This window comes from Herbaspirillum sp. Her3, from assembly GCF_057961275.1.
On the sequence record NZ_CM176328.1, the window covers coordinates 1,521,944 to 1,546,269 of the forward strand.

Annotated in this window: 19 protein-coding genes; 10 read left to right on the plus strand and 9 right to left on the minus strand. The window is 63.0% G+C overall.

The genetic code is table 11. The annotated features are described in order from the left end of the window. Positions 1–90: 90 nt before the first annotated feature. The 7 genes from dnaE to ACVC5H_RS06970 all read left to right on the plus strand — a co-directional run bounded on the left by dnaE (position 91) and on the right by ACVC5H_RS06970 (position 11,378). Complete coding sequence (gene dnaE, locus ACVC5H_RS06940; RefSeq protein ID WP_489621622.1) at positions 91–3,549, plus strand: DNA polymerase III subunit alpha; 3,459 nt, start codon at positions 91–93, stop codon at positions 3,547–3,549. Positions 3,550–3,666: 117 nt separating this feature from the next. Continuing rightward, positions 3,667–5,451 (plus strand): lipid A export permease/ATP-binding protein MsbA, encoded by a 1,785-nt coding sequence (msbA, locus tag ACVC5H_RS06945; protein WP_489621623.1) that lies wholly within the window; start codon positions 3,667–3,669, stop codon positions 5,449–5,451. A gap of 38 nt (positions 5,452–5,489) precedes the next feature. Next, positions 5,490–6,674: a glycosyltransferase family 9 protein gene (locus ACVC5H_RS06950; RefSeq protein WP_489621624.1), complete on the plus strand. Its 1,185-nt coding sequence runs from the start codon at positions 5,490–5,492 to the stop codon at positions 6,672–6,674. Beyond that, a complete protein-coding gene (locus tag ACVC5H_RS06955; protein WP_489621625.1) occupies positions 6,675–7,799 on the plus strand; it encodes a glycosyltransferase family 9 protein in 1,125 nt (374 codons plus the stop codon). After that, the gene (locus tag ACVC5H_RS06960) at positions 7,796–8,791 is read left to right on the plus strand and encodes a glycosyltransferase family 8 protein (RefSeq protein WP_489621626.1); all 996 of its coding nucleotides are present in this window, start codon (positions 7,796–7,798) and stop codon (positions 8,789–8,791) included. The genes ACVC5H_RS06955 and ACVC5H_RS06960 overlap by 4 nt, the downstream gene beginning before the upstream one ends. A 55-nt stretch (positions 8,792–8,846) precedes the next feature. Further along, positions 8,847–9,983, plus strand: a complete 1,137-nt coding sequence (locus tag ACVC5H_RS06965; protein WP_489621627.1) for a glycosyltransferase family 9 protein — start codon at positions 8,847–8,849, stop codon at positions 9,981–9,983. A 63-nt stretch (positions 9,984–10,046) separates the two neighbouring features. Next, the gene (locus tag ACVC5H_RS06970; RefSeq protein WP_489621628.1) at positions 10,047–11,378 is read left to right on the plus strand and encodes an O-antigen ligase family protein; all 1,332 of its coding nucleotides are present in this window, start codon (positions 10,047–10,049) and stop codon (positions 11,376–11,378) included. A gap of 851 nt (positions 11,379–12,229) precedes the next feature. Here ACVC5H_RS06970 and rng read toward each other — a convergent pair. The 9 genes from rng to ACVC5H_RS07015 all read right to left on the minus strand — a co-directional run bounded on the left by rng (position 12,230) and on the right by ACVC5H_RS07015 (position 20,413). After that, positions 12,230–13,693 (minus strand): ribonuclease G, encoded by a 1,464-nt coding sequence (gene rng / locus ACVC5H_RS06975; protein WP_489621629.1) that lies wholly within the window; start codon positions 13,691–13,693, stop codon positions 12,230–12,232. Further along, a complete protein-coding gene (locus tag ACVC5H_RS06980; RefSeq protein WP_489621630.1) occupies positions 13,690–14,304 on the minus strand; it encodes a Maf family protein in 615 nt (204 codons plus the stop codon). The genes rng and ACVC5H_RS06980 overlap by 4 nt, the downstream gene beginning before the upstream one ends. A 55-nt stretch (positions 14,305–14,359) precedes the next feature. After that, positions 14,360–14,830, minus strand: a complete 471-nt coding sequence (gene rlmH, locus ACVC5H_RS06985) for a 23S rRNA (pseudouridine(1915)-N(3))-methyltransferase RlmH (protein WP_006464668.1) — start codon at positions 14,828–14,830, stop codon at positions 14,360–14,362. Beyond that, positions 14,830–15,591, minus strand: coding sequence for a ribosome silencing factor (gene rsfS, locus ACVC5H_RS06990; protein ID WP_489621631.1), 762 nt, complete (start codon positions 15,589–15,591; stop codon positions 14,830–14,832). Before rsfS ends, rlmH begins: the two co-directional genes overlap by 1 nt. After that, positions 15,591–16,259, minus strand: coding sequence for a nicotinate-nucleotide adenylyltransferase (locus tag ACVC5H_RS06995; RefSeq protein ID WP_489621632.1), 669 nt, complete (start codon positions 16,257–16,259; stop codon positions 15,591–15,593). Before ACVC5H_RS06995 ends, rsfS begins: the two co-directional genes overlap by 1 nt. Then, a complete protein-coding gene (gene hemF, locus ACVC5H_RS07000; RefSeq protein ID WP_489621633.1) occupies positions 16,259–17,233 on the minus strand; it encodes an oxygen-dependent coproporphyrinogen oxidase in 975 nt (324 codons plus the stop codon). Before hemF ends, ACVC5H_RS06995 begins: the two co-directional genes overlap by 1 nt. Positions 17,234–17,312: 79 nt before the next feature. Then, positions 17,313–18,143: a mechanosensitive ion channel family protein gene (locus tag ACVC5H_RS07005; protein ID WP_489621634.1), complete on the minus strand. Its 831-nt coding sequence runs from the start codon at positions 18,141–18,143 to the stop codon at positions 17,313–17,315. A gap of 203 nt (positions 18,144–18,346) precedes the next feature. Continuing rightward, positions 18,347–19,615 (minus strand): phosphoribosylamine--glycine ligase, encoded by a 1,269-nt coding sequence (gene purD / locus ACVC5H_RS07010; RefSeq protein WP_489621635.1) that lies wholly within the window; start codon positions 19,613–19,615, stop codon positions 18,347–18,349. A 72-nt stretch (positions 19,616–19,687) separates the two neighbouring features. After that, positions 19,688–20,413, minus strand: coding sequence for a YebC/PmpR family DNA-binding transcriptional regulator (locus ACVC5H_RS07015; protein WP_489621636.1), 726 nt, complete (start codon positions 20,411–20,413; stop codon positions 19,688–19,690). A gap of 224 nt (positions 20,414–20,637) precedes the next feature. On the opposite strand from ACVC5H_RS07015, the gene ACVC5H_RS07020 reads away from it, so the two are divergent. The 3 genes from ACVC5H_RS07020 (at position 20,638) to ACVC5H_RS07030 (ending at position 24,318) form a co-directional block, all read left to right on the plus strand. Then, positions 20,638–22,284: a helicase HerA-like C-terminal domain-containing protein gene (locus ACVC5H_RS07020; protein ID WP_489621637.1), complete on the plus strand. Its 1,647-nt coding sequence runs from the start codon at positions 20,638–20,640 to the stop codon at positions 22,282–22,284. Between the two features lie 69 nt (positions 22,285–22,353). Continuing rightward, positions 22,354–23,274, plus strand: coding sequence for a DMT family transporter (locus tag ACVC5H_RS07025; protein ID WP_489621638.1), 921 nt, complete (start codon positions 22,354–22,356; stop codon positions 23,272–23,274). 69 nt (positions 23,275–23,343) lie between these two features. Then, a complete protein-coding gene (locus tag ACVC5H_RS07030; protein WP_489621639.1) occupies positions 23,344–24,318 on the plus strand; it encodes a quinone oxidoreductase family protein in 975 nt (324 codons plus the stop codon). Positions 24,319–24,326: the final 8 nt, after the last annotated feature.

Consider the following 24,326-nt stretch of genomic DNA (forward strand, 5'->3'; position numbering starts at 1 on the left):
TCATGGCAGGTGTAAAGTCTTTGCAATCCGTCACAAATTGCCATCAATAGGAATCGGTCAGGCTCGCAAGCTCCGGTAAAATGACGCCCTATGACTACCCCGCAATTTGTACACCTCCGTATGCACTCGGAGTATTCCATCGTGGACGGCCTGGTGCGTATCGACGACATCGTGAAGGCCGCCGCCAAGGATGGACAGGCCGCCCTGGCGGTGACCGACCTCGCCAACCTGTTCTGCATGGTGCGTTTTTACAAGGAAGCGCGCGGCAAGGGGGTCAAGCCCATCGCCGGCTGCGATCTGTGGATCACCAACGATGCCGACCGCGAAAAACCCTTCCGCCTGCTCGTATTGATCAAGAACCGTCATGGTTACTTGCAATTATGTGAAGTATTGTCCCAAGCCTGGCTGAACAACCAATACAAGGGCCGTGCCGAAGTGCGCATGGAATGGCTGGACGCGTTGCGCCACCAGGACGGCGGCAACGGCCTGATCGCCCTGTCCGGGGCCGGCATGGGCGACATCGGCCAGGCCATCGACAACGGCAACCTGGCCCAGGCCGAAGCCTGCGCGCGCCGCTGGGCCGAGATCTTCCCCGGTGCCTTCTACCTGGAGCTGCAACGCGCCGGCCAGGCCAACATGGAACTGCAGGTGCGCCAGAGCGTTGCCCTGGGCGCCAAGCTGGGCCTGCCTTGCGTGGCCACGCACCCGATCCAGTTCCAGAGTCCCGAAGAATTCATTGCCCACGAAGCCCGCACCTGCATCGCCGAAGGCGAGATCATGGCCAATGCGCGCCGCGTGCGCCGCTTCAACGAGCAGCAGTACTTCAAGTCGCAGGCCGAGATGGCCGAGCTCTTCGCCGACCTGCCCGGTGCGCTGGCCAATTCGGTGGAAATCGCCAAGCGCTGCAACCTGGTGCTGCAACTGGGCAAGCCGCAATTGCCGGACTTCCCCACGCCCGACGGCATGAGCATCGACGACTTCCTGGTCGCCCAGACCAAGGCCGGGCTGGAAGTGCGCCTGAAGGAACTGTTCCCCAACGAAGCCGAACGCGAGAAGCAGCGCCCCCGCTATGAGGCGCGGCTGGAGTTCGAGAACAACACCATCATCAAGATGAAGTTCCCGGGCTACTTCCTGATCGTGGCCGACTTCATCCAGTGGGCCAAGAACAATGGCGTGCCGGTCGGTCCCGGCCGGGGCTCGGGTGCAGGCTCCCTGGTGGCTTACTGCCTGCTGATCACCGACCTGGACCCGCTGCGCTACAACCTGCTGTTCGAGCGTTTCCTGAACCCGGAACGCGTCTCGATGCCCGACTTCGACATCGACTTCTGCCAGGAAGGCCGCGACCGCGTGATCCAGTACGTGAAGGACCGCTATGGCAAGGATGCGGTCTCGCAGATCGCCACCTTCGGTACCATGGCCGCCAAGGGCGCGGTGCGCGACGTGGGCCGCGTGCTGGACCTCGGCTACAACTTCTGCGATGGCATTTCCAAGCTGATCCCCTTCAAGCCGGGCAAGCTGGTCACCCTGGCCGATGCCATCGAGGAAGAGCCTCTGTTGAAAGAGCGCCTGGAAAACGAGGAAGAGGTCAAGCAGCTAATGGGCCTGGCCCAGCAGGTCGAAGGCATCGCCCGCAACATCGGCATGCACGCAGGTGGCGTGCTGATCGCGCCCGGCAAGCTGACCGATTTCTGCCCGCTCTATACCCAGGGCGGCGATTCCGGCGTGGTCTCGCAATACGACAAGGACGACGTGGAAGCCGTCGGCCTGGTGAAGTTCGACTTCTTGGGCTTGACCACGCTGACCATCCTCGACCGGGCGGTGCGCTACATCCGCATGCTCGATCCGGCCATGGCCGATTTCGACCTGGCCAAGCTGCCGCTGGATGACCGGCCTTCTTACGAACTGCTGACCAAGGCCAAGACGGTCGCCGTGTTCCAGCTGGAAAGCCGCGGCATGCAAGGCATGCTGAAGGACGCACGTCCCGACCGCTTCGAGGACATCATCGCGCTGGTGGCGCTGTACCGTCCGGGCCCGATGGACCTGATTCCCGACTTCTGCAAGCGCAAGCACGGCGAAGCCTTCGACTATCCTGATCCGCGTACCGAGGGCATCCTCTCCGAGACCTACGGCATCATGGTCTATCAGGAGCAGGTGATGCAGATGGCGCAGGTGATCGGTGGTTATTCGCTGGGCGGCGCCGACTTGCTGCGCCGGGCGATGGGCAAGAAGAAGGCCGAGGAAATGGCCAAGCACCGTGAACTGTTCCGCGAAGGCGCGGCCAAGAACGGGCTGGACCAGGCCAAGGCCGACGAGATCTTCGACTTGATGGAAAAGTTCGCCGGCTACGGCTTCAACAAGTCGCACGCGGCTGCCTATGCACTGCTGTCCTACTACACTGCCTACCTCAAGGCCCATCACCCTGCCGCGTTCATGGCCGCCAACTTGTCGCTGGCCATGGAAGACACGGACAAGGTGAAGATCCTGATCGAGGATTCGATCGACATCTGCAAGCTGGCCATCCTGCCGCCGGACATCAACAAGTCTGACTACCGCTTCATGCCGGTGGGCGAGCCGGGCAAGAAGGCCACCCAGATCCGCTATGGCCTGGGTGCCGTCAAGGGTGCCGGGCAGAACGCCATCGAAGCCATCCTGGAAGCCCGCAAGAGCGGCCCCTTCAAGGACCTGTTCGACTTCGCCAAGCGCGTGGACAAGAAGCAGATCAACCGCCGCACCATCGATTCGCTGATCCGCGCTGGTGCCTTCGACTGCTTCAAGGTCGACCGTGCGATCCTGCAGGCCTCGGTCAACCTGGCCTGGGAAAGCGCCGAGCAGGCCGAGAAATCGGCCAACCAGGTCAGCCTCTTCGGTGGCAACGACAGCGACCTGGAAGCACCGCTGGAATACGTTCAGGTGCCGCCCTGGAGCGACAAGCAGCGCCTGACCGAAGAGAAGGGCGCGCTGGGCTTCTATCTCTCCGGCCACCTGTTCTCGGCTTACGAAAAGGAAGTGCGCCGCTTCGTGCGCACCAAGATCGCCAGCCTGGAACCGTCCTGGGAGCCACGCAGCCTGGCCGGCATCATCACCGGCGTGCGGGTGCAGATGACCCAGCGCGGCAAGCTGGTGATCTGCACGCTGGACGATGGCACGGGCGTGATCGAAGCCACGATCTACAACGAACTGTTCGAGCCGTTCAAGCACCTCATCAAGGAAGATGAATTGCTGGTGGTGTCGGGCAAGGTGTCGGAAGACCGCTTCAATGGCGGCCTGCGCGTGGCTGCCGACAAGGTGATGGACCTGGGCGCGGCGCGCATCCAGTACGGCGTGCGCATGGTGGTGTCGCTCAACAAGGCGATCGACCCGAATCACCTGCGCGACACCCTGGCCGCACATCGCCAGGAGCAGGGCCTGCCCTTCGTGATGCGCTACCGCCAGGCCGATGCCGCCTGCGAGGTGGTGCTGGGCGATGCCTGGCGCGTCAATCCTAGCGACAGCCTGCAATCGACGCTGGTGGCTTCCTTTGGCAAGGAAGCGGTGGTGGTCGAATATTGATCCCGCAAGCCTGCACATGGGGCCGGGGATGGGCCAGGGATGCAGCCACGGCGGCACTGCCGATGGCGCGCTCTACCGGCCCCGGCCGCAGGGATATTTCCTCATGGACGTAAAAGAATGAAACTAAAAATCTCGCCGTATTTTCTTCGCCTGCTGCGCTTGCACATGCCTTATCGCTGGCGTCTGCTGATGGCCTTCGTCGCCATGGCGGTCACGGCCGGTACCGAGCCTGTGGTGCCGTATATCTTTCAGGTGTTGCTGGACAAGGGCTTCGTGGGCAAGCCGGCATTTTCGCTGTGGCTGGTGCCGGTGGCCGTGATCGGGATCTTCGTCATCCGCGGCGCCTCCACCTTCGCCAGCAGCTATCTGATGACCTGGGTCACCACTCGCATCCTCAATGAGGTACGCGGCCGCATGTTCGCCCAGATGCTCGATTTTCCCTTGGCCTTCTATGCCACCAACAGCGTGGGCAAGGTCATCAATTCGATCATGTTCGAGGTTCAGGGCATCACCGACATGGTGACCCGGATCTTCACCTCGATGATCCGCTCGGCCTTGACCGTGCTGGGGCTGCTGGCCTGGCTGCTGTATCTGAACTGGTCGCTGACCATCGTCACCCTGATCCTGCTGCCCTTGCTGGCCACCGTGGTGCGCTTTACCAGCCGCAACCTGAAGAAGCTCAATCAGGAATCCCTGAAGGTCAATGCGGAGCTGACCCAGGTCATCGAAGAGTCCACCCGCGCCCAGCAGGTCATCAAGATATTCGGCGGCCAGGAGTTCGAGAAGCATCGCTTTCATCAGAGTTCCGAAAACCTGCGCCGCTATACCATGCGCATGACCAAGACCTTTTCGTCGACCGTGCCCATCACGCAGTTCATGACGGCATCGGCCGTGGCCATCGTGATCGTGATGGCCCTGATCCAGTCGGGCAATGGCCAGATCACCGTGGGCGGATTCGTTTCCTTCATTACCGCCATGCTGATGCTGCTGACGCCCTTGAAGCAGCTGGCAGAAGTCAACGGCCCCCTGCAACGCGGCATGGCGGCGGCCGAGGCGGTCTTCAACCTGATCGACATGCCCACCGAACGCACCGGCGGACGCGAACTGCCTGGCCGCGCGCAGGGCAAGATCGATCTGGTCGATCTGTGTTTTGCCTATCCCGAGCGCGAGCAACTGGCTCTGGATCATCTGAACCTGAGCGTGAAGGCCGGCGAGACCATCGCGTTCGTCGGCATGTCCGGTGGCGGCAAGTCCACCCTGGTCAACATGATTCCCGGCTTCTATTCGGCCACCGGCGGGCAGATCCTGCTGGACGGCGAACCCATCGAGCAGATTTCCCTGCGCAGCCTGCGCAAGCAGATCGCCATGGTCAGCCAGCACGTCGTGCTGTTCAACGGCACCATCATCGACAACGTGGCCTATGGCGATGCCCAGCCTGATCTGGCACGGGTAGAGGCGGCGCTGGAAGCGGCCCATCTGGGAGGGCTGGTCAAGGAGCTGCAGGACGGGATGCATACCGTGATCGGCGACAACGGCTCACGCCTCTCCGGTGGTCAGCGCCAGCGCCTGGCCATTGCGCGCGCCATTTACAAGAATGCCCCCATCCTGATCCTGGATGAAGCCACCTCGGCGCTGGATACCGAATCGGAACGCGCCGTCCAGGCCGCGCTGGACTGGCTGATGGAAGGCCGCACCACCTTCGTCATCGCCCACCGGCTGTCCACGGTGGAACGTGCCGACCGCATCGTGGTCCTGTCGGCCGGCAAGATCGTCGAAGTCGGGACCCACCAGGAACTTCTGCAACAGAACGGCGCTTACGCCAAGCTTTATCACCTTCAGTTTTCCGGAGACGATACCGAACAGGATGAGAGCAAATTACAGCAACTGAAAAAGCTGGTCTGACCGGCGCACAACAAGAGCGTATATACAACGACATGTCCATGCATAACGAAGAAACGGCGCCCGGGGGGGCGCAAATCGTTCCGCCAGCCTTATTGCAGCGGGCCGACAAGATACTGTTCGTTGCCCATCTGGCACTGGGGGATTTCACTTACATGCAGGCCTGCTTCAAGGCATTTGCGCAGGCCTATCCGCACATCAAGATTCACTTGTGGGTCGATGAGGTGCGGCGCACCTATGACTTCCGACAGTGGAAGCATCTGCAAAACTATGTGGTCTTCGACTGGCTCGAAGCTTGTCCCATGTTCGACCGGCTTTATACCAAGACCTACAGTCCCTTCGCGCTCCATAGTTCGCTGCGCCAGGCACGTCTGGAGCAGTATCCCATCGTGGTGTCCTTCGGCATCGCACGGCGTGATTTCTATGCCCGGCTGGTGCGGCGGATCAGCCCCAAGGGTTTCGTGGTGAGCATGTCCAAGCGGGTGCGTTTCTATGACCTCCGCAAGCACCTGATCTACCGCTCCCTGGATGGCAGCTATCCCTATTCGCGTCAGAAGACCCAGCACATCAGCGATATCTGCGCGGACTGGTTCCTGCAGCTGTTCGGTCTGGAGGTGCCACTGCAGGCGCGCGTGCCGGAGCTGCCGGTTCCGCCCAGCTGGCGCGGCCAGGCCCAGGCGCAGCTGGCGGATTGGGGCAGTGCCGCCAAGGGAGAGCGCGATCATCCCCTCATTTTCGTCAACGCTTTTTCCAAACAGAAGGAGCGTAACTGGCCGCTGGGCAACGCCATTGCGCTGGTGCAGCGCATGCAGAACGATGCCCGCTGGAAGGATGCCCATTTCGTCCTCAACGCCCCGCCCGAAGCCAGTGAGCAGGTCCGTCAGGCGGTCAGGGACAGCGCATTGCCCCGGCTGCACGTGTTCAGCGCCCAGGAGCATTTCTTCCAGCTGCCGGCGATGCTGGAACAGTGCGATCTCATCATCACCGTCGAGACCTCCATCATGCACTTTGCCAATGCGGTACGGGTGCCGGTAGTGGCGATGATGCGCCAGATCAATCCGGAGTGGGCGCCCATCGATGCGGCGCAGACCAACATCCTCTACACCGAGGGTTTCGAGGACAGCCTCGACCGCATCCCGGTGGACAAGGTGATGCAGTTCCTCGATATCCCGATGGGAAGCGCACCGCGCTTCTCCCCCGAACAGCTGAGACGGATGGCCAACTGAATGAGCGTGATACCCGCACCCCGCCTGGCTGGCGCCGACAAGATTCTTTTCATCGCCCACCTGGCCATTGGCGACTTCACCTATCTGCAGAACTTCTTCCGTGCCTTCGCACAGGCACATCCGCACTTGCAGGTGCACCTGTGGATCGATGAGGTGCGTCGCACCGATGACCAGAGCAAGTGGCCCTATCTGAAAAACTACGCGCTCTATGACTGGGCCGAGCATTGCCCGTTCTTCGCCAAGGTCTATCGCCGCACCTACAGCCCGGCCCTCTTGGAAGAGTCGATCGCAGAAGCGCGCGCCCAGCATTATCCGCTGGTGGTTTCCTTGGCGACTTTGCGACCGGCGCAGTATGCGCGCCTGGCACGCCAGGTCGGCCCCGATGCCTGGGTCGTCGGCATGCGCGGCAAGCTGCGCTGGTACGCGCCGCTGCAACAGCTGGCCTATCGCTGCCTGGATGCTGCCTTTGCGCCGTTCAAGCCCTTTGCCGGTTATCACATCACCGATGAGTATGCCCACTGGTTCCGGCAACTCGGCAACGTGGCCGTCGAAGGGGAGCAACGCCTGCCCTTCGTCGAAATTCCGCAGCAGTGGCAAGAGGCTGCCCGGGCGCAACTGCTGGAGTGGGGTGTTGACGGTCCCACCACCGGCACCGGCAAGCCGGCATTGGTGTTCATCAATCCCTTTGCCAAGACCAGGAAACGCTGCTGGCCCGTGACCCGTGTGGCAGAACTGATCTCGGCGCTGCAGGCCCATCCGGCGTGGGCGCAGACCCGTTTCGTCATCAACGCCACGCCCCAGGAGATCGAAGCGGCCAAGGCCGAGATCGCCGATCGTTTGCCAGCGCGGACTTACTGGTTCAGCGCCCAGCAGAACTTCTTCCAGCTGCCGGCAGTGTTGCAGCGCTGTGGCCTGATCATTTCGGTGGAGACGGCTGTCATGCATCTGGCCAATGCCGTGCACGTCCCGGTGGTGGCGCTGATGCGCCGCAAGAATCCGGAGTGGGCACCTATCGACCGGGCCCACAGCACGGTCATCATGGCCGCACGTCGCAGCGACTGGGTGGATGCCATCTCCACCCAGCAAGTGCTGCAAGTGCTGCAAACACCGGAGTCCAAGCAATGAGCAGCCTGCCTCCCAACCCGGCGGCGAATGCCGCCCAGCGCGACCAGGACACGGTGCACATCGCCTTCTGCGTCGATGATCGCTATTTCCGCTGCATGGGCGCCACCATTGCTTCCTTGCTGGCCAACAACCCGCGCCGCCGTTTCAGCTTCCACGTGCTGGCCACGCAGGTCAATGAAGACAATCGCCGCCGCTTTGCCTCGCTCGGCCAGCAGCCCGGCGTCACTACGCAGTTGCACGTGCTGGATGCTGCGCTGTTTTCCCGCTTCGAGCACTACACCAAATCGACCTATTACTCCTCGGCCATCTTTGCGCGGCTGGTCATTGCCGACGTGCTCAAGTCGGTCACCGACCGCGTGCTGTACCTGGATGCCGACATCCTGTGCGTCGGCAGTCTCGACGCGCTGGTAGCGCTGGACCTGCAAGACACCATCGCCGCCGTCGTTCCCGACGCCGAGGCCACCACGCGGCGCCGGGTGGAGGCACTCAAGCTCAAGCATGGTCGCTACTTCAATTCGGGGATGCTCTACATCAACATCACCAACTGGATCGCGGAGGGCATCACCCAGCAGATCATCGATGTGCTGCTCAAGGAATGGGAGGATTTCCGCTTCCCGGATCAGGATGCCCTCAACCTGGTGCTGGACGGCCGGGCCCGTTACGTCGATATCCGCTGGAATTATCTCTATGGTCTGGTGGGCGATCTGGAGAACACGCGCACTGCGCTGGCCATTCCCGAGGGCGCGGCCAGCCTCATCCATTTTGCCGGTTCGGTCAAACCGTGGGGGGTATGGAGCGGCCACGACGCCGTGGCGCTGTTCCAGCGCTATCACGCTGAATCGGCCTGGTCGGATCTGCCGCTGGACCTGGCGCCGGAGAATTACAAGGAGTTGCGCATGCATTCCCGTTTCCAATGGGCACGCGGCCAGTATGCCGACAGCTTGCGCTGGTACTGGCGCTATTTGATGGCGCGCCGCCGCTTGCATCGTTGACCGCCGCTCACCCCAGGCAGACCACTAGCGCCCCAGGACGTACAGAAAGTACAACATGACACAACAATTGATCCCCGCGGACTTGCTCGGCAAGGCGGACAAGATTCTCTTCGTCGCCCATCTGGCATTGGGCGATTTCACTTACATGCAGAATTGCTTCCGCGCGTTCCGGCAAGCCTATCCGCATATCCGCATCCATCTCTGGGTCGATGAGGTCAGGCGCACCCCGGATGCGAGCCAGTGGGAGCACCTGAGCAAGTATTCGCTCTACGACTGGGTGCGCGATTGCGGGATGTTCGAGCGCATCTACGACCGCACCTACAGCCCTGAGCTGTACCGGCAATCCATCGAAGAGGCGCGCCAGGAGAACTATCCCATCGTGGTGTCCTTCGCCGTGCTACGCCGGCATCTCTATGCCGAACTGGCCCGCAAGCTGTCGCCCCATGGCTTCGTGGTGGGACAGAAGAAGCGTGTGCGCCTGCTCGATATCCGCAAGCATCTGGCCTATCGCAAGCTGGATGCGGTCATTCCGGCCTACACCACGGCCGATCTGAATGGCAGGCACATCAGCGAGATCTATGCGGGCTGGTTCTCCCAGCTGTTTGGCATGCCGATTGACCGGGATGCCTTGTACCCCTACGTCGACATCGCGCCGGTCTGGATCGACCGCGTCCGCCAGCGCTTGCAGGCGGCCGGTGTGGCGCCGGGCAGCAAGCTCATTTTCCTCAATGCCTTCTCGAAATCCCAGGAACGCAGCTGGCCCCTGGAACGCATGATCGAACTGGCGCAGCGCATCCGGCACAGCCCGGGGGGAGGGCAGATGCATTTCATCATCAATGTCGTGCCCGAGAAGATGGCGCAGGCGCAGGCCTTGTTGCCGGCAGAGAAGAGTTTCCTTCACCTCTTCAGCGCCCAGGAGAATTTTTTCGAGCTTCCTGCTGTCCTCAGTCTGTGCACGCTGATTGTCTCGGTCGAGACCGCCATCATGCATCTGGCCAATGCGGTCCATGTGCCGGTCATCGCGCTGATGCGCCAGACCAGCCCGGAGTGGGTGCCCTTCGATGCTGCCTCGACCACGCTCATTGGCGTGAAGACGCGCAAGGGCTGGATTACCGAGATTTCCGTGGATGAGGTGCTGGAGACGGTCTTGCACCATGGTGTCATGGCATCGGCGATGGTCCCATCCGATTGAACGAACGCCGCCACTTCTTGCCGCAGTTCACCTACTTCTATTTCTTATAAGAATTCTTTGAAAATGAATCACCCCACCGCACCCATGTGGCTGCAATGGTCGTTCTTCGGTGTCCTCTCCTTGTTCCTGCTCCTGGGGCTGAGCGTGGACAGGGTGGCGGGTGCCTGCTTTTATCTGCTCATCCTGCTGGGCCTGGTCAGCATCTTTCAGGGCGGCCGGGCCAGTCTGCTGGCGTATGCAGGTTCCTGGCGCCGTTACTGGCCGCTTTATCTGGCGATGACGTCGGTGCTGCTGTCGCTGGCGATGAATCAATGGTGGTTCCATCAGTTCTCCTCCAACGAGCTCAATTTCGGCCTGCGCTTCTTTGGCTTCGTTTTTTTCTTCTGGGGAATCTGCCAGCTGGAAAAGCGTTTCTTCCAATGGATGGGCTGGCTTTTTGCCGGCGGTGCCATCATCGTCATGCTCAAGACGTATTGGCTCACCGGTGGCGGCGTCACCCGCGAACATCCCAACTTCATGCCCATTCTGGCCTTCTCGGAACTGGGTGGGGTGCTGGGCGTGATGGCGGTCCTGGCCATTGCGTGGTCACAGCGCAGCCTGGACCAGCCTTACCGTTTGCGCGTGCGCCATTTGCCGCTGATGTTCGCGGGCGTGTGCAGTCTCTACACGATTTATCTTTATCAGTCGCGTGGTGCCTGGCTGGCCATTCCCGTTTTTGCCATCGCCATCAGCCTGACCTTCCTGCCGGGCAAGACCGCCATCAGGAAGCTGCTGGTGGCGCTGGTCGCACTGCTGTTCATCGGTGTGATCTATGGAACCACCGCTTCGGTGCGGCAGCGGGTGGCGCAGATACAGGCTGATGTGCATGACATGAAGGTGCACGACAAAAGCGATTCTTCCATCGGGACGCGCATGCAGTTGTGGAAGGCCTCGGCGCGCATATTTGCCGAGCATCCGCTGATCGGAGTCGGGCTGACGGGTTATTCGCCCGCCTTGAAGGACATGGCCAGGCGCGGTCTGCTGTCCGAGCAGAGCAGCCAGTTTCCCCACTCGCACAATGAAGCACTGTTTTTTGCCGCCATTCTCGGCAGTGCCGGCATCGTTTCGCTGTTGGCCTTGTATGTGGTGCCGTTGATGTACTTCCTCCGCGCGGTGTTGCGCGCGCCGCAGACCGGCGCTGCAGCGGCGATGATGGGCACGACGCTGGTATTGAGCTACGTCGCCTACGGTCTGGTGGACGTGATGCTGCTGTGGCGCGAATGCGCCCTCTTTTACGTCATCGTACTGGCCGTGCTGATGGGCGCGGTCGAACGGATGTGGCTCAACGGGAACGCACGATGCGCCTTGAGCAGCGGCATCAATACCGCCAGCACGTCTGCCGCGAAGAAGTGCTGATAACGGCGCCGGCGCACTCTCCAGCCTTCCAGTGTCAGCTTTCTGACCTGTTTCAGCTGGATCGTCGCCAGATTGGCTTTCAAGGGCAGGCTGTTCCAGGCCAGCGGTAGTCCAAGGGATTGCTGCACCGGCCGGTAGGTGCGCTGGTCGCGCGCCATGTTCGGATAGATCGCCAGTTGCGGCTTGAGCGGGCAGAGCTGCGCAAACAGGTGGCTGGGGCCGGTATCGCCGCCGATGAAGGCATCGGCGGCCAGCATCTGCGCCATCATGTCGCGATAGGAACCATTGAACTGACCCTGGGCCGGATTGAGGAGGACTACCTCGCATCCCGCTCCTTGCAGCGCCCGTGCCGTAGCCTGGGCATCGCTGCGCTGCCAGTTGCGCCGGTGATTGTAGGTGGCATCGTCAAGCACGTGCATGAGTACGCGCGGACGGTTCGGTTTGCGCTGCTTGACCAGTTCCTGGGCGGCTGCCATCACGTCCTCGGGGATGTGCTCGAAAAATCCGTTGGCGGGATGGCGGGCAAATTCGTTGGTGGCATTGATCCACAGGATGGTCTGGTCCCATTCCGGCAGCGCGGTAGCGGCGATCTCCTCGCGCGAGATGGCCACGAAGGTCTCCGGGAAAAAAACATCCATCGGAAACGGTTCGGGAATCAGCAGGTGCTCATCCACCATGCCGAATCGTTCCCCCGTGCGCAGGCGGCGCTGCTGGGCATACCAGGCCGAGGCCATGCGGTCGCCCAACCGCAATTTGCTGAAATCGACATACGCGGACAGGGAAGACGTGGCGGTGGATGCGCTGGAGAAGGAGTTCATGGGTAAAGCGTGTAAGAAGGGGGGCTCAGGGCGTTACATCAGAATGATGTCGTATTGTTCTTGCTGGTAATCACTCTGCACCTGCAACGACACCGGCTTGCCGATGAAATCGCCCAGCATGGCCAGGTGTTGCGATTCTTCTTCCAGGAACATGTCCACCACCACCTGCGAGGCCAGGATGCGGAATTCGCGCGGATTGAACTGCTTGGCCTCGCGCATGACCTCGCGCAGGATCTCGTAGCACACCGTGCGCGGCGTCTTGACCTGGCCACGGCCCTTGCAGGCGGGGCAGGTCTCGCAGAGGATGTGGGCCAGTGATTCGCGGGTGCGCTTGCGGGTCATTTCCACCAGGCCCAGCGTCGAGAAGCCGGACACCGAAATCTTGGTGCGGTCGCGCTGCAAGGCCTTGCCCAGTTCGGCCAGCACGGCCTGGCGATGCTCGGTGCTCTCCATGTCGATGAAGTCCAGGATGATGATGCCGCCCAGGTTGCGCAGCCGCAACTGGCGGGCGATGGCATGCGCCGCTTCGAGGTTGGTCTTGAAGATGGTGTCGTCGAAGTTGCGGCCGTTGACGAAGCTGCCGGTGTTCACGTCAATGGTGGTCATCGCCTCGGTCTGGTCGACGATCAAATAACCGCCCGACTTCAGGTCGACCCGGCGGCCCAAGGCACGCTCGATTTCCTCTTCCACGCCATACAGCTCGAATAGCGGACGCTCGCCGCGATAATGCATCAGCTTGGGCAGCACCGAGGGCGTATAGACGGCGCCGAACTCCTGCAGCATGTGGAAGTTCTCGCGCGAATCGACCTGGATGGTGGCGGTGTGGTCGGAGACGAAATCGCGCAGCACCCGCTGCGCCAGCGACAGATCCTGGTGCAGCAGCGTCGGCGCCGGCTTGGTCTTGGCCTGCTTGATGATGGTGGCCCAGGTGGTGCGCAGGTATTCCACGTCCATCTGCAGGTCGGTGTCGGAGGCATCCTCGGCCATGGTGCGGATGATGAAACCGCCTTTTTCTTCCGGCGGCAGCAGCGCCTGCACCTTGCTGCGCAAGAGTTCGCGCTCGGCTTCGTTCTCGATGCGCTGGGAGATGCCGATGTGCTTGTCCTGCGGCAGGTAGACCAGCATGCGCCCGGCAATGGAGATCTGCGTGGACAGCCGCGCTCCCTTGGTGCCGATGGGATCCTTGATGACCTGCACCGTGATGCTCTGGCCATCGTGCAGCAGTTTCTCGATGGGAATGGCCGGCGCATTCTGGCCATCGTGCGGACGGGCTTCCCAGATGTCAGCCACGTGCAGGAACGCCGCGCGCTCCAGGCCGATGTCGATGAAGGCCGATTGCATGCCCGGCAGGACCCGTACCACTTTGCCCAGGTAGATGTTGCCGGCCAGGCCGCGCGAGAGAGTGCGCTCGATGTGCAGTTCCTGCACGGCGCCTTGCAGGATCAGCGCCACGCGCGTCTCCTGCGGCGTGATGTTGATGAGGATGTCTTCGCTCATAGGATGCGCACGCCCGCTTGTTGTAGTAGTTGAGCCGTCTCGAAGAGCGGCAGCCCCATGATACCGGAATGGCTGCCCACGATATGACTGATGAAGACCGAGGCCAGGCCCTGGATGCCATAGGCGCCGGCCTTGTCGTAGGGTTCCACCGTATTGCAGTAGGCCGCGATGGCCTGCTCGGTGAGCGGCGCAAAGCTGACGTCGGATTGCTGCACGATCTGCCAGACTTCGGTGTCCACCCCGTGCGTCACGCCCACTGCCACGCTGGTCAGGACCTGGTGCGTGCGGCCGGAGAGCAGGTTGATCATGCGCACGGCTTCATCGTGATCGGCCGGCTTGCCCAGGATCATGTCATCGACCACCACCGTGGTATCGGCCGAGAGCAGCGGGCGGTGCGGCAACTGGCGCAGGATCATGGTCTGCTGGGCGCTGTCGAGCTTGGCGCGGGTGACGCGGGCAACGTAGTCTAGCGGGGCTTCGCCGGGCAGCACGCTCTCGTCGACTTCCTTGTCCGAGAGCAGCAGTTCGAAATCGATGCCGATCTGGCGCAGCAATTCGCGCCGGCGCGGGCTTTTCGAGGCGAGATAGATTTTGTGGTCCGCTTGTTTCATTGAGCCATGGATGTCAAAGGCCGGATCCAGCGCGGCTGGCCGGCGGTGGACGAATTCAGGCGCGGTGGTACGGATGGTTCTGCGTGATCGACCAGGCCCGGTACAACTGCTCGGCCAGCATCACCCGCACCATGCCATGCGGCAAGGTCATGCTGGAGATGCGGATGAGCGTATCGGCACCGGCCTTGAATCCCGGATCGAGGCCATCGGCCCCCCCGATGACGAAGGCCACGTCGCGTCCATCCTGTTGCCACTGCACCAGTTGCTGCGACAGCTGCACCGAGGTCCAGTCGCGGCCGCGCTCGTCCAGCGCGATCACGCGCGCACCCTTGGGCAGCGCCGCTTCGATCTTCTCGCGCTCCTGCGCCATCACGGTTTCTGCCGTGCGGCTGCCGGAGCGTTCGACGGGTTTGATTTCCTTGAGGATGATCCGGCATTCCGGTGGCATGCGCTTGGCATACTCCTGGAAGCCGGTCTCGATCCACGCCGGCATCTTGTGGCCGACGGCGGCGATCACCAGCTGCATCAAGCCTTGCTGGAACGCTTGGCGGCCGGCTTCTTGGCGGTCTCGCTCTTGGCGGGAGCCACGCGCACGGTCTTGCCGGTCGGGGTCTTGGGCGCTGCCGCCTTGCGGGTGGTAGCAGCCTTGGTCGTGGTGGTCTTGCTGCCGGCAGCGGTGCCACGGGTGGTGGTGGTCTTGGCTGCGGTGGTCTTGGTGCCGGTGGTACGGGTGGTGCGGGTCGTGCCGGCAGCAGCGCGGGTACCGGTGGTGCTGGTCGTAGTCGCGCGCGGCTTGCGGGCCGGCTTCTTCGGTGCGTCCTCGTCGTCGTCCAGGGCCTGGCTGGCTTCGACCGCTTCGGCCTGGGCGCGGGTGCGGCGGGTCTTGGGTGCCGGGGCTTCGTCGGCGGCGGCGCGCTTGGCGGCGGCCGAAGTGCCGGTACGCTTGGCCGCGCCCAGCTTGACTTCCTTGTCGCCCCAGATTTCTTCCAGGCGGTAGTAGGTACGGATGGCCGGCTGCATGATGTGCACGATCATGTCACCCAGGTCGACCAGCACCCATTCACCGGTGTCTTCGCCTTCGACGCTGACGACGTTGCCGCCCTTGGCCTTCACCTTGTCGCGCACGGACGCGGCCAGTGCCTTGGTCTGGCGGTTCGAGGTACCGGAGGCGATGGCCACGCGGTCGAACAGGCTGGTCAGGTGCGAGGTGTCATAGATGCGGATTTCTTGGGCCTTGACGTCTTCCAGGGCGTCCACGACCAGGGTTTGCAGTTTTTTGATGTCCATTATTGAGTTCGGTACAGATGTTGTTGTTCGATATAGTCTAGCACCCTGCCCGGGATCAGCGAATCGGGACGGATGCCGCGTTGCAGCTGGGCACGGATTTCAGTCGATGAGATATCGACCGCCAGCCCGAGGGCCAGGTAGCCGTATCCGTGCGTGGTGCTGCGGATCTCTTGCGGCGCAGCGCTGCGCCGCTTGAATTCTTCGCTCACGGCCGACGGCACGTGAGCATCGGCCAGCGCGAAGCCGGGCCGCGAGGCCGCGCACAGGTGCGCGTACTCGAACAGTTCCTGCCAGTGCTGCCAGGTATCCAGATGCTGCAGCTGGTCGGCGCCCATCAAAAACACGATGGATACCTCCGGTCCCAGCTCGGAGCGCAGTGCGCGCAGGGTATCGATGGTATAGGTCGCGCTGGCGCGGCGGATTTCCTGCTCATCGATGACCACCGGCACCTGCTGGCGGTCGAAGGCCAGCCGCACCATTTCCACGCGATCGGCCGGTGTGGCCTGCAAGCCGTGCTTCTGCCACGGATTGCCGGTGGGAATCACGCGCAGCTCGTCAGGCTGCAGCAGTTGCACGAAATGCTCGGCCAGCAGGACGTGGCCATTGTGCACCGGATCGAAGCTGCCGCCGAGCACGGCAATGCAGCGTTGCGCCGCAGGCGGCGCCATTACAGCCATTCCTTGTGCACCAGGAAGTCCGAATACAGCGCAGCTTCCGGGCTGCCCGGTTCCGGATGCCAGTCATAGCGCCACTTCACCAGCGGCGGCATGGACATCAGGATGGATTCGGTGCGTCCACCCGACTGCAATCCGAACAGCGTGCCCCGGTCAAAGACCAGGTTGAATTCCACATAGCGGCCCCGGCGATAGGCCTGGAAGTCGCGCTCCCGCTCGCCATAGGGCGTATCGCGGCGCGCCGCCACGATGGGCAGGTAGGCTTCCAGGAAGGCATCGCCGACGCTGCGCTGCATGGCAAAGGCCTGCTCGAAGGGCAGGGCGTTGAAGTCATCGAAGAAGATGCCACCGACGCCGCGCGGCTCCTTGCGGTGTTTCAGGTAAAAATAGTCATCGCACCATGTCTTGAAGCGCGGATACAGGTCCTCTCCGTAGGGCTGCAGCGCATCGCGGCAGGTGCGGTGGAAGTGGACTGCATCTTCCTTCACACCGTAGTAGGGCGTGAGGTCCATGCCGCCGCCGAACCACCAGACCGCTTCTTCGCCCTCTGCATGGGTGGTGAAAAAGCGCACGTTCATGTGCACCGTTGGCACGTAGGGATTGCGCGGATGCAGCACCAGCGACACGCCCATCGCTTCCCACGCACGCCCGGCCAGGTGCGGGCGATTGGCCGCCGCCGAGGGCGGCAGGTTCTTGCCCATCACGTGGGAGAAGCCCACGCCGCCGCGTTCCAGCAGGTTTCCTTCTTCCAGCAGGCGCGAAGTGCCGCCACCGCCTTCGGGGCGTTCCCAGGAGTCCGACAGGAAGGATTTGCCATCGGCGGCTTCCAAAGCCGCGACGATGCGCTGTTGCAGGTCCTGCAGATAAGCCTTGACGGCAGCGGTGTTGGTGGAAGCGTTGGAATGGATGGTCACGGCGGGTCGCTCTGATGCACGGTTACTGGACGGAAATGCGTTCCAACCCGCCATTGTACCTTGAGCGCCCCGCCCTGGGGCGTCAAAAGCCGGTCTGATGGCTGTGCCGGACCGGCCTTGTGGGGCATTGGCCTCAGTGTTGCGGCGGCTGGGCCAGCGGCACGGCCACCTGATAGGTCGCCGGTGCCGGCCAGCCTTCCTTGAGGCAGACTTCGGCGATGGCGTTCTGCACGTCGTTGTAGACCTGGCCGAAATTGGGCGTGGGCGCGTGCACGCGCAGGGCGATCAGGGTGCCGGTGGCATTGAATTCCTGGATCACGATGCCCGGCGCCGGCGTCTGCAAGACGTTGGGGATGGCATTGATGCGCTCGCTGAGCTTGGCGATGGCCTGCTGCGGATCGACGCTGTAGGCAATCTGGCAACGCAGGTCGGTACGGCGGGTGGCGTTGACGTTGTAGTTGATGATGTTTTCCGAGAACAGCTTGTTGTTGCCGATGATCACGCGCAGGTTGTTGTCGGTGGTGATGATGGTGGTCACCAGGCCGATGTCGGAGACCGTGCCGGTCTGGCCGGCGGCGGTGATGTAGTCGCCCACCTTGAAGGGCCGCAGCACCACCAGGAAGATGCCGGCCGCGAAGTTCGACAGCAGCCCCGACCAGGCCACACCCAGCGCCACGCCGACCGCACCGATCATGGCGGCAAAGGAGGTGGTCGGGATGCCGCACACTTCCAGGATGCCCATCACCAGCAGCACGCGCAGGATCACGTGAATGGCCGAGCTGGCGTAGTTGACCAGGGTGGTCTCGAACTGGCGCGCGGTCAGCACCCGGCGCACGACCTTGGACAAGGTGTTGATGAACATGCCGCCGACGATCCAGATGGCGATGGCGGCGATGACCTTCAGTCCGAAGGGGACCAGGTAGAGATTGATCAAAGTTTCAAAATTGAGCAGGTGGGTTGGCATCGATATGTCCTTTTTTTCTGGGAATGCGGGTCCTGGCGGGGGCATGCTGCCCTGAAACACCCGTCGAGCTTAGGCTACGCAGGTGCCATTTTGTTGCAGGACGGCGCCATCTGCCCACGGCCGTCCAAAATGAAATCCCCCGCAACGCGCGCGGCGTTGCGGGGGAAAGGGTGCTGCCAGGGCATCAGCCAGGCTTGACGCTGTTAGCGCTTGAGCGCGCGCCAGCCGATGTCGCGGCGCATCTGCGAGCCGGCGAAGTGGATCAGGTCGGCGGCGTCATAGGCGTGCTTCTGCGCCACTTTCACGCTGTCGCCCAGGCCCACCACGCACAGCACGCGGCCGCCGTTGGTGGTCAGTTTCTCGCCGTTGAGGACGGTGCCGGCATGGAAGGTCACGCAGTCGGCGGTCTCGGCCGGGATGTCGGTGATCAGGTCTCCACGGCGCGGTTCTTCCGGATAGCCATGGGCGGCCATCACCACGCCCAGCGCGGTGCGGCGGTCCCATTCCAGTTCCACCTTGTCCAGCGTGCCGGTGACGGCGTGTTCGAACACGGTCAGCAGATCGGTCTTCAGGCGCGCCATGATCGGCTGGGTTTCCGGATCGCCCATGCGGCAGTTGAATTCCAGCGTCTTGGGATTGCCCTCGGCATCGATCATCAGGCCGGCATACAGGAAGCCGGAGAAGGGGATGCCATCCTTGGCCATGCCCTGCACGGTCGGGATGATGATTTCGCGCATCACGCGCGCATGCAGCGCCGGGGTCACGATGGGAGCGGGCGAATAGGCGCCCATGCCACCGGTATTGGGGCCCTGGTCGTGGTCTTGCAGGCGCTTGTGGTCCTGGCTGGTCGCCAGCGGCAGGATGTTCTTGCCGTCGACCATGACGATGAAGGAAGCTTCTTCACCGGCCAGGAATTCCTCGATCACCACGCGCGCACCGGCGTCGCCCAGCTTGTTGTCGGAGAGCATCATGTCCACGGCCGAATGGGCTTCTTCCAGCGTCATGGCCACCACCACGCCCTTGCCGGCTGCCAGGCCGTCGGCCTTGATGACGATGGGTGCGCCCTTCTGGGCGATGTAGTCATGCGCGGCAGCCACGTCCGAGAAGGTCTGGTACTCGGCGGTGGGGATTGCATGGCGATGCATGAAGGCCTTGGCGAAGTCCTTGGAGCTTTCCAGCTGCGCCGCTTCTTTCGTGGGGCCAAAGATCTTCAGGCCGCGGGCGCGGAAGATGTTGACGATGCCGGCGGCCAGCGGGCCTTCGGGGCCGACCACGGTCAGCGCCACGTGCTCCTGCTCGACGAAATCGGCCAGGGCCACGGGATCGGTGATGGCGATGTTCTGCAGGCGCTCGTCGAGCGCGGTGCCGCCATTGCCGGGAGCAACATAGACCGTCTGGATGCGCGGCGACTTGGCAATGGCCCAGGCCAGCGCATGTTCACGGCCACCGGAGCCAACAACTAGGATTTTCATGGGATAGGAAGATAAAAGTGGCGAATGGGGCGGAAAGTGTCGTGTTGTCCGAATCGGTTCAATGCATGTGAATCATTCTTCGATCACGGCATTGGTATAGAGCTCCTGGGTATCGTCCAGGTTCTCCAGCGCATCCAGCAGCTTCTGCATCTTGACGCCATCCTCGCCCGTGAACACGGTCTCGGTGGAGGGCTTCATGGTGATCTCGGCGACCTCGGCCTTGAAGCCGGCGGCTTCCATGGCCGATTTCACGGAGGCGAAGTCGTTCGGGCCGGTCAGCACTTCGATGCCGCCTTCGTCGTCGGTGATGACGTCTTCGGCGCCGGCTTCCAGGGCGGCTTCCATGACGGCATTTTCATCGGTGCCCGGCGCGTACATCAATTGGCCACAGTGCTTGAACATGAAGGCCACCGAACCTTCGGTACCCATGTTGCCGCCGAACTTGGAGAAGGCGTGGCGCACTTCGGCCACCGTGCGGACGCGGTTGTCGGTCATGCAATCGACGATGATGGCCGCGCCGTTGATGCCGTAGCCTTCATAGCGCACTTCTTCATAATTCACGCCGTCGAGGGCACCGGTGCCGCGCTGGATGGCGCGGGTGACGTTGTCCTTGGGCATGTTGGCGTCGGAGGCGCGGTCCACCGCCAGGCGCAGGCGCGGGTTGGTGTCCGGATCGCCCCCGCCCATGCGGGCGGCGACGGTGATTTCCTTGATGAGGCGGGTCCAGACGCGACCACGCTTTTCATCCTGACGGCCTTTACGGTGCTGAATATTGGCCCATTTGCTGTGTCCAGCCATGTTGAATCTTTCCTGCGAGATGGTGAGGCCAGAACCGCCCGGTCTGCGTCAGCCATGTTGTGCCTCGGCAAGACCGGCGGGCGCAGGCAAGGCATCGCTGCAGAAGGGGACCAGGCTCAGGCAGGACCGATAATGCATTTCCTGCCGCCATGTTCTGACTATAATCGGGCGGGCATTTTACCATACCGCCACCCCGTGATTTTTGCCTTCAAGGCTGACTTGACATGATTCATCCCCTTCCGATCGCCACCCATTCCGGCGGGCCACTGTGCCTGCTGCCGCAACTGGCCAACCGCCACGGCTGCATTACCGGTGCCACCGGTACCGGCAAGACCGTCACCCTCCAGGTGCTGGCCCAGGCACTGTCCGACATTGGCGTGCCGGTCTTCATGGCTGACGTCAAGGGCGACCTGTCCGGCCTGGGCAAGGCCGGCAGCGCCTCGCCCAAGACCAGCGCGCACCTGGCCCAGCTGGGCCTGCCCGAACCGGCCTGGGCCGCTGCGCCCGTTGCTTTCTGGGACGTCTACGGCGAGCAGGGCCATCCGGTGCGCGCCACCATTTCCGACATGGGGCCGCTGATGCTGGCCCGCATGCTGAACCTGAACGACACCCAGCAAGGCGTGCTGCAACTGGTCTTCAAGATCGCCGACGATCACGGCCTGCTGCTGCTCGATACCAAGGACCTGCGCGCCATGCTGCAGCACGTGGGCGAGAACGCGGCCCAGTTCAAGACCGAATACGGCAATATCTCGGCCGCCAGCGTGGGCGCCATCCAGCGTGGCCTGATCGGCATCGATGAACAGGGCGGCGACCGCTTCTTCGGCGAACCCATGTTGAATATCGAGGACTGGATGCAGACCGATGCGCAAGGCCGCGGCGTCATCAACATCCTCGCCGCCGACAAGCTCATGAATGCGCCGCGCCTGTATTCCACCTTCCTGCTGTGGATGCTCTCGGAACTCTTCGAGCACCTGCCCGAGGTGGGCGACCTGGACAAGCCCAAGATGGCCTTCTTCTTCGACGAGGCGCACCTGCTCTTCGATGAAGCGCCCAAGCCGCTCTTGCAGAAGATCGAGCAGGTGGTGCGCCTGATCCGCTCCAAGGGCGTGGGCATCTACTTCGTCACGCAAAATCCGCTGGACATCCCCGACACCGTGCTGGGCCAGTTGGGCAACCGCGTGCAGCACGCCCTGCGCGCCTACACCCCACGCGACCAGAAGGCGGTGCAGGCCGCCGCCGAGACCTTCCGCCCCAATCCCATGGTCAATACCGCCCAGGCCATCACCGAGCTGGGCGTGGGCGAGGCGCTGGTGTCCTTCCTCGATGAGAAGGGCCGGCCCAACATGGTCGAACGCGGCTACGTGCTGACCCCGGCGTCGCAGATCGGTCCGCTCAGCGAAGAGGAGCGGCGCACCCTGATCGCTTCCTCGCTGGTGGCCGGGGTCTATGAACAGGCCATCGACCGCGAATCGGCCTATGAACGCCTGAAAGGCCGCGCCGTGCAGCAGCCGCAGGCTGCACCGGCACCGGCTCCAGCCCCGCAAACTGCCCCCGTGCCCGTGGATGACAACGCCTGGGGCGCCTCAGCCGGCCGCAGTACGCCGGCCCCGGCCAGCACTTCGCGCCCCGGCGGCGGCACCCGCATCCCGCAGCCTCAACCGCAACCCTCTGGGCCGCAACAAAGCGAGGGCGGCGGCCTGGGCGATCTCCTGAAGGATGCCGCTGGCGGCATCTTCGGCAGCGGTGGCGGCAACCGCCGCAGCGATTCGCCGTTGCAGGCCATGGTCAAGTCCGCCGCGCGCAGCATCGGCTCGCAGGTCGGACGCGAACTGATCCGTGGCGTGCTCGGCTCGCTGATGAAGAAGCGCTGAGGCGCCATCGCCCACGCGCCCCCGGGATCCGGGCGGCGCGTGGGCAGCCCAGGGTTTACAATCGCGGCCATGACTGCCGCTCACTCCCCCCTTCATGCCACCCCGCGCCAGGCCTTCCTGGGCGGGCTGCTGCTCGCCATCGTCGGCGCCATCTTCTTTTCCGCCAAGGCCATCGTGGCCAAGCTGATGTATCGCTACCAGGTCGATGCGGTCATGGTGATCACGCTGCGCATGGTGTTCTCCTTCCCCATGTTCGCCGCCGTGGCGCTCTGGAAGGCACGCACCCAGCCGCCGCTGGCGCGGACGGATTATCTGCGCATCCTGGTCCTGGGGCTGATGGGCTATTACCTGTCGAGCTTTCTCGATTTCCTCGGGCTGCAATACATCTCGGCCGGGCTGGAACGGCTGATCCTGTTCCTGACGCCTTCCTTCGTGATGCTGATCGCCTTTTTCTTCTTCAAGCGCAAGGTCGGGTGGATTGAATGGGCGGCGCTGCTGGTGTCCTACTTCGGCACCGTGCTGGTGCTGCAACATGATCTGCACAGCGGTGGCAGCAACGTCATCCTCGGCAGTGCCCTGGTGCTGGCCTCGGCCTTGAGCTATTCGATCTACCTGATTTCGTCCGGCGAGCTGGTGCGCCGGGTGGGCGCGGTGCGGCTGGTAGCGTATGCCATGTGCGTCTCCAGCGTGGCTTGCGTGATCCAGTTCTTCGTGCTGCGCGCGCCTGCCGATCTGGTCACGCAGGTGGCGCCGGTGTATCAGCTCTCGCTCTTCAATGCGGTGTTTTGCACGGTGTTGCCGGTGTTCCTGACCATGGTGGCGGTGGCCCGCATCGGCGCACCCACGGCGGCCCAGGCCGGCCTGGTGGGGCCGGTGTCGACGCTCTTCATGGGCGCCGTGCTGCTGGATGAGCCCATCACCGGCATCCAGCTGGCCGGGACCGCCCTGGTGCTGGCGGGCATGTGGCTGCTGTCGCGCAAGAAGCGCTGAGGCGTTCTATACTGGCTCACCAGAAGTGAATTTTCAGGCTTGAAACCGAGCACCAACAAGGAGACCCAGATGGCAAAAGCAATCCGCATGAGCAAGACCGGCGGCCCCGAGGTGATGGAATACGTGGACGTGGAAGTAGGCGAGCCCGGTCCCGGCGAAGTGCGCATCCGCCACGCTGCCGTCGGTCTGAACTTCATCGATTGCTATTTCCGTGCGGGCCTGTATCCGCAGCCGCTGCCCGCTGGCCTGGGACAGGAAGGCGCCGGCACCATCGAGGCGGTTGGTCCTGGCGTCACCCATGTCCAGGTTGGCGACCGCGTGGCCTATGCCGGCCGTCCCAATGGCGCCTATGCCGAAGCCCGCGTGATGCCGGCCGATATCCTGGTCAAGTTGCCCGATGCCATCAGCTTCGATACGGCCGCCGCCATGATGCTGCAGGGCATGACCGTGCAATACCTGCTGCGCCAGACCTATGTCGTGCAGCCCGGCGAGACCATCCTGTTCCACGCGGCGGCAGGCGGTATCGGGTTGATTGCCTGCCAGTGGGCGCGTGCGCTGGGCGTGAACCTGATCGGCACCGTCAGCAGCGACGAGAAGGCCGCCCTGGCCAAGCAGCACGGCGCGGCCCACGTGATCAATTACAAGACCGAGAACTTCGTCGAGCGCGTCAAGGAAATCACCGCTGGCCGTGGTGTGCCGGTGGTCTATGACTCCATCGGCAAGGACACCTTCATTGGCTCGCTGGACTGCCTGCGTCCGCGTGGCATGATGGTCAGCTTCGGCAATGCCTCCGGTCCGGTGGCGCCGTTCGGCGTGTCCGAGCTGGCCTCGCGCGGCTCGCTGTTCCTGACCCGTCCATCCCTGGGCAATTACATCGCCACCCGCGCCGAACTCGATGCCACCGCTGGCGACCTGTTCGACATGGTGCAGAGCGGCAAGATCACTATCGAGATCAACCAGCGCTATGCCCTCAAGGACGTCGGCCAGGCCCATGCCGACCTGGAAGGCCGCAAGACCACCGGTTCGACCATCCTGATCCCGTGATGGCTGCC

Excerpts from the sequence above, each read along its gene's own strand:
- ACVC5H_RS06955 (WP_489621625.1), top strand. The coding sequence starts at position 6,675 with ATGAGCGTGATACCCGCACCCCGCCTGGCTGGCGCCGACAAGATTCTT.
- ACVC5H_RS06960 (WP_489621626.1), top strand. The coding sequence starts at position 7,796 with ATGAGCAGCCTGCCTCCCAACCCGGCGGCGAATGCCGCCCAGCGCGAC.
- ACVC5H_RS06950 (WP_489621624.1), top strand. The coding sequence starts at position 5,490 with ATGCATAACGAAGAAACGGCGCCCGGGGGGGCGCAAATCGTTCCGCCA.
- rng (WP_489621629.1), bottom strand. The coding sequence starts at position 13,693 with ATGAGCGAAGACATCCTCATCAACATCACGCCGCAGGAGACGCGCGTG.
- hemF (WP_489621633.1), bottom strand. The coding sequence starts at position 17,233 with ATGGCGGGTTGGAACGCATTTCCGTCCAGTAACCGTGCATCAGAGCGA.
- ACVC5H_RS06965 (WP_489621627.1), top strand. The coding sequence starts at position 8,847 with ATGACACAACAATTGATCCCCGCGGACTTGCTCGGCAAGGCGGACAAG.
- ACVC5H_RS07025 (WP_489621638.1), top strand. The coding sequence starts at position 22,354 with ATGACTGCCGCTCACTCCCCCCTTCATGCCACCCCGCGCCAGGCCTTC.
- ACVC5H_RS07005 (WP_489621634.1), bottom strand. The coding sequence starts at position 18,143 with ATGCCAACCCACCTGCTCAATTTTGAAACTTTGATCAATCTCTACCTG.
- rlmH (WP_006464668.1), bottom strand. The coding sequence starts at position 14,830 with ATGCAGCTGGTGATCGCCGCCGTCGGCCACAAGATGCCGGCGTGGATC.
- ACVC5H_RS07015 (WP_489621636.1), bottom strand. The coding sequence starts at position 20,413 with ATGGCTGGACACAGCAAATGGGCCAATATTCAGCACCGTAAAGGCCGT.
- msbA (WP_489621623.1), top strand. The coding sequence starts at position 3,667 with ATGAAACTAAAAATCTCGCCGTATTTTCTTCGCCTGCTGCGCTTGCAC.
- ACVC5H_RS06970 (WP_489621628.1), top strand. The coding sequence starts at position 10,047 with ATGAATCACCCCACCGCACCCATGTGGCTGCAATGGTCGTTCTTCGGT.
- purD (WP_489621635.1), bottom strand. The coding sequence starts at position 19,615 with ATGAAAATCCTAGTTGTTGGCTCCGGTGGCCGTGAACATGCGCTGGCC.
- dnaE (WP_489621622.1), top strand. The coding sequence starts at position 91 with ATGACTACCCCGCAATTTGTACACCTCCGTATGCACTCGGAGTATTCC.
- rsfS (WP_489621631.1), bottom strand. The coding sequence starts at position 15,591 with ATGGACATCAAAAAACTGCAAACCCTGGTCGTGGACGCCCTGGAAGAC.
- ACVC5H_RS07020 (WP_489621637.1), top strand. The coding sequence starts at position 20,638 with ATGATTCATCCCCTTCCGATCGCCACCCATTCCGGCGGGCCACTGTGC.
- ACVC5H_RS06980 (WP_489621630.1), bottom strand. The coding sequence starts at position 14,304 with ATGAAACAAGCGGACCACAAAATCTATCTCGCCTCGAAAAGCCCGCGC.
- ACVC5H_RS06995 (WP_489621632.1), bottom strand. The coding sequence starts at position 16,259 with ATGGCGCCGCCTGCGGCGCAACGCTGCATTGCCGTGCTCGGCGGCAGC.
- ACVC5H_RS07030 (WP_489621639.1), top strand. The coding sequence starts at position 23,344 with ATGGCAAAAGCAATCCGCATGAGCAAGACCGGCGGCCCCGAGGTGATG.